Genomic DNA, 12,116 nt, shown 5'->3' with positions numbered 1-12,116 from the left:
CGATGGAACGGATCAAGCGCCTCTTCACGATCAAGACGAAGTTCGAGGCATTCCTGGTCATCTATGCGCTTGCGCTGGGCGCCACCGAACGCGGGATCGTCTATCTCCAGCAATATCCCGGTTTCGGCGGACAATTGCTTGCCTTGGCATGCACCGGATCGGTGTTCATGGCAGGCGGAATGATCATCGACGCCGTCGAGATGCGGCGGCGCCTGATCTTCTGAATAATTGCCTTCCGCAAAGCGGCGGTTGACCGGCAACGGACAGCCATGCAGGAGCGGCTTCATGGCCGCGATCATGCTTCAGGGAACAGGATCCGACGTCGGAAAGTCGGTACTCGTCGCCGGATTGTGCCGGGCGCTGGTGCGCCGGGGTTACAGCGTGCGCCCGTTCAAGCCGCAGAATATGTCCAATAACGCAGCCGTCACCACCGATGGCGGAGAGATTGGCAGGGCGCAGGCTCTACAGGCTCTGGCCGCTGGCGTAGAGCCGCACAGCGACATGAACCCCGTGCTGCTGAAGCCGCAGGCGGATCGTACATCGCAGTTGGTAGTCCATGGGAAGGTTCGCGGCGCGCTGAACGCTGGTAACTTCCGGACGGCTCGGGCCGAACTATTGGACGCGGTGTTGGCAAGCTACGATCGACTACAGCAGCAATGCGATATCGTCGTGGTCGAGGGGGCTGGCTCTCCAGCGGAAATCAACCTGCGGGCCGGGGACATTGCGAACATGGGGTTCGCGCGCGCCGCCAACGTGCCGGTCATACTGGTCGGCGACATAGACCGGGGTGGCGTGATTGCAGCGATCGCAGGCACGAAGTCTGTCATCGATCCGGCGGATGCGGCGATGGTACGGGGGTTCCTGATCAACAAGTTCCGGGGCGACCCGGCCTTGTTCGAAGACGGTTATCGACAGATCGAGCAATTATCGGGATGGCGCGGCTTTGGCGTGGTGCCATGGCTTACCGCCACCGCACGGCTGCCGAGCGAGGATGCGGTCGTGCTGGAACGGGCGAGCGGCGGGCGCAGCAAGCGCATCGTCATCGCCTGCCCTATCCTGCCTCGCATCGCGAATTTCGACGATCTTGACCCGTTCAAGCTGGAACCCGACGTGGCGCTTGTGATGGTCCCGCCCGGCCAGCCCATTCCGGCCGAAGCCAGCCTGATCATATTGCCTGGTTCCAAGGCGACGATCGCAGACCTACACGCCATGCGAGCAGAAGGTTGGGACATCGACATCCTTTCGCATTATCGTCAGGGCAAGCCCATATTAGGAATTTGCGGTGGTTATCAGATGCTTGGCAAGTGCATCTCTGATCCGGATGGAATTGAGGGTGAACCCGGCAGCATCGAGGGTCTGGGCCTGCTCGACATCGAAACGCGACTGACTCCGACAAAATCGTTGGAGAGAGTGACGGGCACGGCCTGGGCACAGAATTTCCAGGGGTATGAAATGCATCTGGGCTCAACCGATGGGCCGGACTGTGCGCATCCCTTCGCTCGATTGGACGATGGGCGGGTAGATGGCGCGATCAGCGCCGATGGCCTTGTATCGGGCACCTATGTCCATGGTCTATTTGCCAGCACAGGCGCCCGCGCCGGATTAATGGACTCGATCGGCGTTCATTCTGAAGGCGTGGATTATACCGCATCGGTTGATCGGGCGCTGGACGACATTGCAGAACAACTGGAACGACATGTTGATATCGATGCGATGATCAGGATGGCCAACTGCGGCTGAATGGTCGCGATCGCGCTTGATTAGCGATGGATAGCAGGGTCTGCAAAGTCCCTGCATGATCTGAAATCAGGCAAATAGAAACAGCTAAAACGCCCCCGCAGAGGCGTCTTATAAGTCACTGATTTTCCGTGAAAAGAAAATGGTGCGCCCGGAACGATTCGAACGTCCGACCCTCAGATTCGTAGTCTGATGCTCTATCCAGCTGAGCTACGGGCGCGTTGTGGAGCGGCAGATAGAGGGGGGCGGGAGATTGAGCAACCCCCTTTTTTCAGTTTTTTTACAGCGTCCGCCGGGCGGTTTCGCCAGCGCAACTTTTTGTAGCGCTGGCTCGTTGCGAACAGGGGCAAGGAGGCGAAGCATGGCTTTCACTTTGAACGAGATTTCGCTGCTCGTTATCGCGCTGTTTATTGGATTGGTGATCGGCCTGATGATCAGCGGCCGTGGAAAATATAAGAGGCTGTGGCGCGATGAGCGGCTGGCTCATCGCGAAACGATCAAGGAGCGTGATGCGCGGCTAGCAGCGGTGGCTTCCGACCGTAGAGCGGAGGCTGGAGATATTCCCGGCGAACGAAATGACCTGACGCGGATCAGGGGAATTTCGGCAAACGACGCTGCTGAGTTAGAGGCTGCGGGCTATCACAGCTATGCGCAGCTCGGATCGATTGATCGTGAGGAGCAGGCCGGGCTGGAATCAAGGCTGGGGCGCGAGCCGGGGACCATCGAACGGGAGGAATGGCGCTTGCAGGCGCGGTTGCTCGAAGCGGGCAAGATGCGTGAGCATGAGCGGCGCTACCTGGAGGTGTAATAAGATCCGGGCGCCCCTCCCACGGTCGCGGGAGGGGCTGGAGCCTTACTTCTTTGCCAATGCGGCCTGAGCGGCGGCCAGGCGAGCGATCGGCACGCGGTAGGGCGAGGCCGAGACATAATCGAGGCCGGTAACCTCGCAGAAGGCGATCGAGGCCGGGTCACCGCCATGTTCGCCGCAGATGCCGAGTTTGATCCCCGGACGCGTGGCACGACCCCGTTCAGCCGCCAGTTCGATAAGCTGGCCCACGCCCTCCACATCGATGCTGACGAACGGGTCGCGGGCGAAGATGCCCTTGTCCACATATTGCGTCAGGAAGCGCCCAGCATCGTCGCGGCTGATGCCGATGGTGGTTTGGGTGAGGTCATTTGTGCCGAAGGAGAAGAATTCGCCCACCTCGGCAATCTCGCCTGCCTTCAGCGCAGCGCGCGGCAGTTCGATCATGGTGCCGACGAGATATTCGACCGATGCGCCCTGCTCCGCGAACACTTCGCTGGCGACGCGATCGACGATCGCCTTCATCAGTTCCAGCTCCTTCTTCGTCGCGACGAGCGGGATCATGACTTCGGGGATCGGCGCCTCGCCGCTGCGCTGCTTCACCAGCAGCGCCGCCTCGAAGATGGCGCGGGCCTGCATCTCGTAGATTTCGGGGTAAGTGACGCCCAGACGGCAACCGCGATGGCCGAGCATCGGGTTGAATTCGTGCAGTTCGGCGGCGCGGCGCTTGAGCGCGTCCACACCTACGCCTGCCGCCTTGGCTACTTCCTCGAACTCCGCTTCGCCATGTGGCAGGAATTCGTGGAGCGGCGGGTCGAGCAGGCGGATGGTGACGGGCAGGCCCGCCATGACCATGAAGATCTGCGCAAAGTCGTCGCGCTGCTCCGGGAGCAGCTTGTCGAGGGCGACGCGGCGGCCCTTTTCGCTGTCGGCGAGGATCATCTCGCGAACGGCGGTGATGCGGGCGGCGTCGAAGAACATATGTTCGGTGCGACACAGACCCACGCCTTCCGCGCCGAAGTCCCGCGCGACCTGGCAGTCCTGCGGGGTTTCGGCGTTGGCGCGGACACGCAAGCGACGGACCTTGTCGGCCCAGGCCATCAGCACGCCGAAGTCGCCCGCCAGTTCGGGCTGCACGGTCGGGACTTCGCCCGCCATCACCTCGCCGGTCGAGCCGTCGATGGTGAGGATGTCGCCTTCCTTGAGGGTGCGGCCTTCGATGCGGAGCGTCTTGGCCGCATTGTCGATCGACAGGCTGCCCGCGCCGGACACGCAGGGGCGGCCCATGCCGCGTGCGACGACGGCCGCGTGTGACGTCATGCCGCCGCGCGCGGTCAGGATGCCCTTGGCCGCGTGCATGCCGTGGATGTCTTCAGGGCTGGTTTCGACGCGGACGAGGATGACGGAATCGCCCAGTTCGTTGCGGCGTTCGGCGGTGTCGGCATCGAACACGATCGCGCCCGAGGCCGCGCCCGGCGAGGCAGGCAGCCCCTTGGTCAGCACATCGCGGGGCGCCTTGGGGTCTAGCGTCGGGTGCAAAAGCTGGTCGAGCGCGGCGGGATCGACGCGGGCGACGGCTTCCTGTTCGGTGATCAGGCCCTCGGTCGCCATATCGACGGCGATCTTGAGCGCGGCCTTCGCGGTGCGCTTGCCCGAGCGGGTCTGGAGCATCCAAAGCTTGCCCTGCTGCACCGTGAACTCGATGTCCTGCATGTCCCGATAATGGGTTTCGAGGATCTGGAACACCCGCGCCAGTTCGGCATAGGTTTCCGGCATCGCCTCTTCCATCGACAGCGGCTTGGCCCCTGCCCGCTCGCGCGCAGCCAGCGTCAGATATTGCGGCGTACGGATGCCTGCGACCACATCCTCACCCTGCGCGTTGATGAGGTACTCGCCATAATAGGCGTTCTCGCCGGTCGCCGGGTCGCGGGTGAAGGCCACGCCGGTCGCGGACGTGTCGCCCATATTGCCGAACACCATCGCCTGCACGTTGACGGCGGTGCCCCAATCGTGCGGGATCGAGTTCAGGCGGCGATAGACCTTGGCGCGGTCAGCCTGCCAGCTGCCGAACACGGCGCTGATCGCGCCCCAGAGCTGGTCGTTTACGTCCTGCGGGAAAGGCTTGTTCCAGAGCTTTGAAACGAGGGCCTTATACTCGGCCACGAGCGCCTTCCAGTCGTCGGCGGTCATTTGCGTATCGAGCGTGTAGCCCTGATCTTCCTTGGCGATTTCGAGGGCTTCCTCAAACGCGCCATGGTCGAGTTCCAGCACCACGTCGGAATACATCTGGATGAAGCGGCGATAGCTGTCCCAGGCGAAACGCTCGTCGCCGCTCGCGGTGGCGAGGCCAACAACGGTTTCGTCATTGAGGCCAAGGTTGAGGACCGTGTCCATCATGCCGGGCATGGAAATGCGGGCGCCGGAACGGACGGATACGAGCAGCGGGTCGGCCGCGTCGCCGAACTTCTTGCCCGTCACACCCTCGATATGGGCGATGCCGTTCCCGACTTCCGTCTTCAGGCTATCCGGGAATACGCCGCCATCTTCGTAATAGCGGGTGCACATCTCGGTCGTGATGGTGAAGCCGGGCGGCACAGGCAGGCCGATGGCGGCCATGCCGTCCAGATTGGCGCCCTTGCCGCCGAGAAGGCTCTTGTCACCCTTGCCACCATCATCGACGCCGCCGCCGAAACGATAGACATAACGCGTCGCGGTCGTGCTCATGCTGGCCTCTTCCATTGTCAACATAGTCCCGGCTCTCCCTGCACTGATTGCCGTGTATTTGTGCGTTGCAGCAACTTTCCTACAACAGGCGGGGCGATGAACGCACCCGCTTTTACGATGATCCTTTGTTCTTCTCTATCCTTCCCGCCGCTTCACGGTCGGTTCTTACAAATTAACCTGCAATTTTCGAGAAATCAGCGACCGCGTGCACAGCGTCCCGCACCCGCGCGAGCAGCGCGAGGCGCGCTAGGCGTTTGGCCGGGTCAACGTCGTTCACAGTCACCTTGTCGAAGAAGGCGTCGATCGGTGCGCGCAGGCTGGCAAGCGCGCCCATGGCACCTTCGAAATCCTCGGCCTGGATGGCGGCGCTTGCGCGCGGCTCGGCGGCATTTAGGGCGGTGATAAGGCCTGCTTCGGCGGGTTCGGGGGTGTAGGTCAACTCAACCTGTTCAGCCGTCTCCACGGCTTCCTTCTTCAGGATGTTGGCGGCGCGCTTGTATCCGGCGAGAAGGTTGGTGCCGTCATCGGTGGCAACGAAGGATTGGAGCGCGTTCACGCGGGCGAGCAAGCGGACGAGATCGTCCTCGCCGCCGAGCGCGAATACAGCGTCGATCAGGTCGTGGCGAACGCCTGCTTCCTTTTGCTGGACCTTGAGGCGGTCTGCGAGGAAGGATCCTATGTCCATGAGAATAGCTGCGGGTTGAATATTAAACCGCACATCTTCCTTCACACTCTTATTCTCGAGTTCACCCAACGTAACATTCTCTAGTCGGGTTTTCACCCTCACCCAGTTGCCGCTGTCGAGTAAATCACCAACTTTGAGCTCTCGGCCGCCGTCGCCACTGAAGCAGCTTGCGCTTGGCTTTGAAATTCCCATCCACGTAGCGAGCGTAAGCTCTAGCATTCGCTTGGCAGACAGACTCAGCTTGTTAGCTTGGTTTATAGCTAGGATTGCTAAGGCAGCTCTGCGCAGAGCAAAGGGATCTTTTGAACCGGTCGGTTTTTCGTCCAAGAACCAGAAAGAGAAAAGAGTATCCAGTTTATCGGCCAACGACACCGCCACCGTCACCGGTGCGGTCGGCACATAGTCCCCCTGCCCAACTGGCTTATAGTGATCGCGAATGGCATCAGCCACCGCATCGGGCAGACCTTCGGCGCGGGCGTAATAGCCGCCCATGACCCCTTGGAGTTCGGGGAACTCTCCGACCATTTCGGTGACGAGGTCGGCTTTGGCGAGGCGGGCGGCTTGTTCGGCGAGGTTTGCGAGTTCCTCGGACGTCGCTCCCTGCCCACCCCCGGCCCCTCCCGCTTGCGGGAGGGGGGAAGACGTCACGATGCCTTCTTCTACCAGCCAGCGGGCTAGCTTGGCGACGCGGTCTACCTTGTCGGCGACTGTGCCTAGCTTTTCGTGGAAGGTGATACGTTCCAGCTTCTTTGCGTGGTGCTCCAGCTTCGTCTTGCGGTCCTGTTCCCAGAAGAAGCGGGCGTCGGAGAGGCGCGCGGCGAGGACCTTGCGGTTGCCTGCAATGATTGCTTCGCCGCCGTCCTTCGCCTCGATATTGGCGGTGCAGATGAAGGCAGGCGCGAGCTTGCCCGCACTGTCACGCAGAACGAAATATTTCTGGTTTATTCGGAGAGTTAGCTGGATGACCTCAGGCGGGACCTCAAGAAAAACGGGGTCGAAATCACCTAGTAGCGGCACCGGCCATTCTGTCAGCCCGGCATTCTCTGCGATGAGGCCCTTGTCCTCGATCACGGTATAGCCCTTCGCGGCGGCGGCTTCGTTGGCCTTTGCCTCGATGATCGACTGGCGTTCCTGATGGCTGACGATCACATGGCAGGCGCGCAGCTTTTCGACATAGTCATGCGCGCCGCCGATGGTGATTTCGCCGGGGTGGTGGAAACGGTGGCCGAGCGTGGCGTAGCCAGACCGCGTACCTTCGATCTCGATGTCGACAAGGTCTTCGCCGAGGATCGCGACGATGCCTTGCAGCGGGCGGACCCAGCGGAGGCTTTCGGTGGTCTGCGAGGCTGTGCCCCAGCGCATGGACTTGGGCCAGGGGAAGGCGCGGACGACGGCCGGGACGGCTTGCACCAGCACTTCAGCGGTGGCGCGGCCGGGCTTGTTGACGGTGGCAAACCAGACGCCGTCGCGGTCTTCAAGCTGGTCTTGAGTCAGGCTGGTCTTGCGGAGGAAGCCTTCCAACGCCTGCGCGGGCGCGGTGGTGCGCGGGCCTTTGAACTCCTCGCTGACGGCGGCGGTTTGCAACGGCAGGTTGCGCGCGATCAAGGCGAGGCGGCGGGGCGTGACGAAGCTGTCGATGCTCTCGGGCTTCAGGCCAGCCTTGCCCAGTTCCTCGGTGAAAAGGCGGGCCAGGTCTTCGGATGCCTTGAGCTGCATCCGGGCTGGGATTTCTTCGCAGCGGAGTTCAAGGAGGAAATCGGTCATGCGAGGATTCTTTCAGCGTGCTCCTGCGAAGGCAGGAGCCCAAGGTCTAAGGCGCGGCGCGTGGGGCTCTGGGCTCCTGCCTTCGCAGGAGCACGGGTTACTGCCCTTCGCGCTATCACGCGGCCCACCCGTTTACTTCCATCCACTTTTCGCAGGAGCCTTTCGCGAGGTCGCGGACGCGGCCGATGTAGCTGGCGCGTTCCTGGACGGAGATGACGCCGCGCGCCTGGAGCAGGTTGAACACATGGCTCGCCTTGATCGCCTGATCATAGGCGGCGAGTGGGACCCCAGCCTCAAGCGAGGCCTTGCACTCGGCTTCGGCATCCTTGAACCAGCGGAACAGCTTATCCGTGTCGGCGATCTCGAAATTCCATTTCGACATCTGCTGCTCATTGGCGAGGAAGACGTCGCCATAGGTGACGCCCGCGTCGTTGAACTTCAGGTCATAGACGCTGTCAACGCCCTGAATATACATGGCGAGGCGTTCGAGGCCGTAAGTCAGTTCGCCCGCGACCGGCTTGCAGTCGAAGCCGCCCATCTGCTGGAAGTAAGTGAACTGGGTGACTTCCATGCCGTCGCACCAGACTTCCCAGCCCAGGCCCCAGGCGCCGAGCGTCGGGCTTTCCCAATCGTCCTCGACGAAGCGGATATCGTGGATCAGCGGATCGATACCGATTTCGACCAGTGACCCCAGATACAGCTCCTGAAGGTTCGCCGGGGATGGCTTCATGATCACCTGATATTGGTAATAATGCTGAAGCCGGTTGGGGTTTTCGCCATAGCGGCCGTCGGTCGGGCGGCGGCTGGGCTGCACATAGGCGGCATTCCAGGCATCCGGGCCAAGGCTGCGCAAGGTGGTGGCAGGGTGGAACGTGCCCGCGCCGACTTCCATGTCATAGGGTTGCAGGATGACGCAGCCTTGGCGGCCCCAATAAGCGTGCAGGGTCAGGATCAGGTCCTGAAAGGAGAGCGGCTTGCCTGTCGCCACGGACGGTCCCTTGCGAAAATGACGGTTTGATCGCGCGCGCCTTGGCGCAGGAGGGCTTTTGGGTCAAGGAAAAGCGGGCTTGAAGGCGGTTAATCCGCTTGCTCAAACGCCGCCTGCCCCGCATGGATATGGCGAAACTCTTCGCAATGGATCGATAGCCCGTATGAAATGGTCGCTTTCGCGCTTGATGGTTGCAGGCTTGCTGCTGCTAAGTGGCTGCACTCAGGAACAGCAGGCTGCCGCTCGGCCGCCAGCGGCGAAGACCGCCTACGTGACGCCCGCCCTGTGGCAGGTGAAGGATGAGGATACCACCATCTACCTGTTCGGCACGGTCCATGTACTGAAACCCGGGACCGAATGGTTCAGAGGCGGGATCAGGCAGGCATTCGACGCGTCAGACGAGCTGGTGCTGGAGATCGTGGAGCCGGAAGATCCACAGGCGATGGCGGCGACCATGGCGCATACGGCACTGGCGCATGACGGGGTGAAGCTGTCGGATCGTCTGAATGCCGACATGCGGGGCAAATATCAGGCGGCGATGGCGGCGAACGGCTTGCCATGGCAGATGTTCGAGCCGTTCAATCCCTGGATGGCTGGCATGGCGCTGGCGGTGAAGCCGCTAGAAAAACTTGGGTATCAAGCGGACCTTGGCGCGGAGAAGACACTGACGGCGGCGGCGAAGGCTGCGGGGAAGAAGATAGGCGCGCTGGAGACGGTGGAGCAGCAACTGGGTTATTTCGCCGGACTGCCGATGGACAGCCAGGTGAAGTTCCTGAACGCCACCGTTGAGGGCCTGCCGGACATGGACAAGGAGTTCTCCAGCCTGATCGCGCACTGGCAGGAGGGCGATCCGGACAAGCTGGCCGCTGAAATGAACGAATCACTCGATGCGACGCCGGAACTGGCTCAGATATTGCTGATCCAGCGGAACATGAATTGGGCCAAATGGATCAAGGACCGGCTGGCGCGCCCCGGAACGGTGTTCATCGCCGTCGGCGCGGGGCATCTGGCGGGCAAGGGCAGCGTACAGGAGCAGTTGAGGGAAATGAACGTCGCATCGGCCAGGGTCGCCGAGTGAACTTGCTGCGATGGCTGGGCCTGTGCGCGCTGCTGATGATGGCGGCGTGCGGGCCGGAGCCGGTTTCTCCTCCGAAGGGCGGCGGGCCTGCCCTGTGGCGGGTGCAGGGGCATGGGGTCGATGGATGGCTGTTCGGGACAATCCATATGCTGCCCAAGGGGGTCGGCTGGCGAACGGAGAAGATCCAGCAGGCGATGGACGCTTCGGACCAGCTGGTGCTCGAATCCGCGGAAATTCAGGACCAGATGCGAACGAGGGCGCTGTTCGAGAAGATGGGCCGCAGCCCCGATCTCCCCACGCTCCAAGCCCGGGTGCCTGCGGACAAGCGGGATGAGCTTCGGCGAATTGCTGACGAGGGAGGCGCTAATGTGCAGCTTCTGTCCGGATATGAAAGCTGGGCAGCCGCAATGCTGCTTTCGGCGGCGGCGCAGCAGTCGCTGCACCTGAGCGCCAGCGCGGGTGTCGAGCCGGTCCTGATCGCCGCGTTTCAGGAAGCGGGCAAGCCGATTGGCGGACTGGAGACAGTCGCGCGACAGTTCGGCGCCTTTGACACCTTGCCCGAGGCCTCCCAGCGGCAGCTGCTGACCCAGACTGTGGCGGAGGCCAAGGGGATGAAGGCGCTGTATGAGCGTATTCTTCATGCCTGGCTGAAGGGTGACATGGCCGCGATCGCGCGGGAGGATCAGGGTGGAGAACAGCCCGACCCGGTGGTTGAAAAGGCGGTGTTGATTGCCCGCAATCGGGACTGGAGCGCGGCTATCACGAAGTTGAAGGGGCGCCCCTTCATCGCGGTGGGCACGGGACATCTTGCCGGGCGGGACAATCTCATCAGCTTGATTGAGGCGCGCGGCTACAAGGTGACGCGGGTGCAATAGCGCCGCGCCCTTGCCTTTGCCCGCCTTTCTGCTACAGGGCCGCCTTCCCGTGATGGTCATCCCTGGAGGCGTTGCGGGAAGTTTTGACATATCAGCTTTTGGAGACACGCAATGAGCGAGCAGCTTACGCTGTCGGCAGAGGCACGCGATCGGGCAGGCAAGGGAGCCTCCCGCGCTCTCCGCCGTGAGGGCCGCGTACCCGCCGTCATCTATGGTAACAACGAAGAACCGCAGTCGATCCACGTCGAGGAAAAGCTCCTCAACAAGCTGCTCGGCACCGGCCACTTCTTCAACTCGGTCGTCATGGTCGAGGTTGGCGGCAAGCAGGTTCGCACCCTGCCGAAGGACGTCGCCTTCCATCCCGTGAGCGATCGCCCGCTGCACGCCGACTTCCTGCGCGTTTCGGAACATGCCACCGTTCACGTCAACGTGCCGGTTCGGTTCGACAATGAAGATGCATCGCCCGGCCTGAAGAAGGGCGGCGTGCTCAACATCGTCGCGCATGAGATCGAACTGATCGTCGATGCGGCTGAAATCCCCGACGACGTCGTTGTTGACCTGACGGGTCTCGACGTGGGCGAATCGATCCACATAGGCTCGGTAAAGCTGCCCAAGGGCGCGAAGGCTGCGCATGATGAGAACGACTTCACCGTCGCGACCATCGTTGCTCCTTCTGCCATGAAGAGCGCCGAAGGCGACAACGAAACTCCGGCGGAAGGCGAATAAGCCTTTCACCCCGGCTTACCGATTACCGGTTTGCTCACCCCCGTTCGGGCTGAGCTTGTCGAGGCCCTTTGCTTTTCCTTGAAAGAGAAGAGAGGGCCTTCGGCAGGTTCAGGCGAACGGGGGTTCGCTTTGTTTGGAGACGTGGGATGCAGATCTGGGTCGGGCTGGGCAATCCGGGCACCCAATATGCGATGCACCGGCATAATGTCGGCTTCATGGCGGCCGACGTCATCGCCGACATGCACCGCTTCTCCCCGCCCAAAAAGCAGTTTCAGGGTTGGGTGCAGGAAGGCCGCATTGGACCTGAGAAGATCATCCTTCTAAAGCCCGCCACCTTCATGAACGAAAGCGGTCGGTCAGTCGGGGACGCGATGCGTTTCTACAAGCTGGCGCCGGAGGATGTGACGGTCTTTCACGACGAACTGGACCTTGCGCCGATGAAGGTAAAGGTGAAGCGCGGCGGTGGCAATGCCGGGCATAACGGTCTGCGGTCGACCGATGCGCATATCGGCCCGGACTTCCGACGCGTGCGTATCGGCATTGGGCATCCGGGGCACAAGGATCGGGTGCATGGCTATGTGCTTGGCAATTATCACAAGAGTGAGATGGATGCGCTCGCCGACATGCTTGGCGCGATCGGCGCGGAAGCCGAATGGCTGGCCAAGGGCGACGACGCGCGCTTCATGAATGAGGTTGCGCTTCGGCTGGCGGACTGATCCGCAGGCACGCGCTAA

At 62.0% G+C, this 12,116-nt stretch carries 10 protein-coding genes and 1 tRNA gene; 7 read left to right on the top strand and 4 right to left on the bottom strand.

The genetic code is table 11. From position 1 onward, the window contains the following. The first annotated feature begins 2 nt into the window (after positions 1 to 2). Together AC6JBC_RS07085 and AC6JBC_RS07080 are read left to right on the top strand one after the other, a co-directional pair. The gene (locus AC6JBC_RS07085) at positions 3 to 224 is read left to right on the top strand and encodes a hypothetical protein (protein WP_449472509.1); all 222 of its coding nucleotides are present in this window, start codon (positions 3 to 5) and stop codon (positions 222 to 224) included. Positions 225 to 285: 61 nt separating this feature from the next. After that, complete coding sequence (locus tag AC6JBC_RS07080; RefSeq protein WP_498023604.1) at positions 286 to 1,740, top strand: cobyric acid synthase; 1,455 nt, start codon at positions 286 to 288, stop codon at positions 1,738 to 1,740. Between the two features lie 140 nt (positions 1,741 to 1,880). On the opposite strand, the gene AC6JBC_RS07075 is transcribed toward AC6JBC_RS07080, so the two are convergent. Then, positions 1,881 to 1,957: transfer RNA gene (locus tag AC6JBC_RS07075), tRNA-Arg, on the bottom strand. A gap of 141 nt (positions 1,958 to 2,098) precedes the next feature. Here AC6JBC_RS07075 and AC6JBC_RS07070 point away from each other — a divergent pair. Then, positions 2,099 to 2,545 carry a helix-hairpin-helix domain-containing protein gene (locus AC6JBC_RS07070; protein WP_464788692.1) on the top strand — a complete coding sequence of 149 codons (447 nt, stop codon included), beginning with the start codon at positions 2,099 to 2,101 and terminating at the stop codon, positions 2,543 to 2,545. A gap of 45 nt (positions 2,546 to 2,590) precedes the next feature. Here the strand turns inward: AC6JBC_RS07070 and ppdK are convergent, their stop codons facing one another. The 3 genes from ppdK to AC6JBC_RS07055 all read right to left on the bottom strand — a co-directional run bounded on the left by ppdK (position 2,591) and on the right by AC6JBC_RS07055 (position 8,703). Then, positions 2,591 to 5,290 carry a pyruvate, phosphate dikinase gene (ppdK, locus tag AC6JBC_RS07065; RefSeq protein WP_498023603.1) on the bottom strand — a complete coding sequence of 900 codons (2,700 nt, stop codon included), beginning with the start codon at positions 5,288 to 5,290 and terminating at the stop codon, positions 2,591 to 2,593. A gap of 148 nt (positions 5,291 to 5,438) precedes the next feature. After that, the gene (gene glyS, locus AC6JBC_RS07060) at positions 5,439 to 7,715 is read right to left on the bottom strand and encodes a glycine--tRNA ligase subunit beta (RefSeq protein ID WP_498023602.1); all 2,277 of its coding nucleotides are present in this window, start codon (positions 7,713 to 7,715) and stop codon (positions 5,439 to 5,441) included. Between the two features lie 115 nt (positions 7,716 to 7,830). Next, positions 7,831 to 8,703 (bottom strand): glycine--tRNA ligase subunit alpha, encoded by an 873-nt coding sequence (locus tag AC6JBC_RS07055; protein WP_498023601.1) that lies wholly within the window; start codon positions 8,701 to 8,703, stop codon positions 7,831 to 7,833. 163 nt (positions 8,704 to 8,866) lie between these two features. Between AC6JBC_RS07055 and AC6JBC_RS07050 the strand changes: the two genes are divergently transcribed. The 4 genes from AC6JBC_RS07050 (at position 8,867) to pth (ending at position 12,098) form a co-directional block, all read left to right on the top strand. Continuing rightward, complete coding sequence (locus AC6JBC_RS07050; RefSeq protein WP_498026020.1) at positions 8,867 to 9,781, top strand: TraB/GumN family protein; 915 nt, start codon at positions 8,867 to 8,869, stop codon at positions 9,779 to 9,781. 35 nt (positions 9,782 to 9,816) lie between these two features. Next, the gene (locus tag AC6JBC_RS07045) at positions 9,817 to 10,656 is read left to right on the top strand and encodes a TraB/GumN family protein (protein WP_498026019.1); all 840 of its coding nucleotides are present in this window, start codon (positions 9,817 to 9,819) and stop codon (positions 10,654 to 10,656) included. A 111-nt stretch (positions 10,657 to 10,767) separates the two neighbouring features. After that, on the top strand, positions 10,768 to 11,382 hold the full coding sequence (locus tag AC6JBC_RS07040) for a 50S ribosomal protein L25/general stress protein Ctc (RefSeq protein WP_464794884.1): 615 nt from the start codon (positions 10,768 to 10,770) through the stop codon (positions 11,380 to 11,382). A 146-nt stretch (positions 11,383 to 11,528) separates the two neighbouring features. Then, positions 11,529 to 12,098, top strand: coding sequence for an aminoacyl-tRNA hydrolase (gene pth / locus AC6JBC_RS07035; RefSeq protein WP_464794885.1), 570 nt, complete (start codon positions 11,529 to 11,531; stop codon positions 12,096 to 12,098). Positions 12,099 to 12,116: the final 18 nt, after the last annotated feature.

This window comes from Sphingobium sp. RC1 (assembly GCF_059738765.1).
The sequence above is the reverse complement of the archived record's forward strand: the minus strand, read 5'-3'. Positions and strand labels throughout refer to the sequence as shown.

Bases quoted from the DNA above. Each gene is read 5' to 3' on its own strand.
- glyS (WP_498023602.1), bottom strand. From the start codon at position 7,715: ATGACCGATTTCCTCCTTGAACTCCGCTGCGAAGAAATCCCAGCCCGG.
- pth (WP_464794885.1), top strand. From the start codon at position 11,529: ATGCAGATCTGGGTCGGGCTGGGCAATCCGGGCACCCAATATGCGATG.
- AC6JBC_RS07045 (WP_498026019.1), top strand. From the start codon at position 9,817: ATGATGGCGGCGTGCGGGCCGGAGCCGGTTTCTCCTCCGAAGGGCGGC.
- AC6JBC_RS07070 (WP_464788692.1), top strand. From the start codon at position 2,099: ATGGCTTTCACTTTGAACGAGATTTCGCTGCTCGTTATCGCGCTGTTT.
- ppdK (WP_498023603.1), bottom strand. From the start codon at position 5,290: ATGTTGACAATGGAAGAGGCCAGCATGAGCACGACCGCGACGCGTTAT.
- AC6JBC_RS07040 (WP_464794884.1), top strand. From the start codon at position 10,768: ATGAGCGAGCAGCTTACGCTGTCGGCAGAGGCACGCGATCGGGCAGGC.
- AC6JBC_RS07085 (WP_449472509.1), top strand. From the start codon at position 3: ATGGAACGGATCAAGCGCCTCTTCACGATCAAGACGAAGTTCGAGGCA.
- AC6JBC_RS07050 (WP_498026020.1), top strand. From the start codon at position 8,867: ATGAAATGGTCGCTTTCGCGCTTGATGGTTGCAGGCTTGCTGCTGCTA.
- AC6JBC_RS07080 (WP_498023604.1), top strand. From the start codon at position 286: ATGGCCGCGATCATGCTTCAGGGAACAGGATCCGACGTCGGAAAGTCG.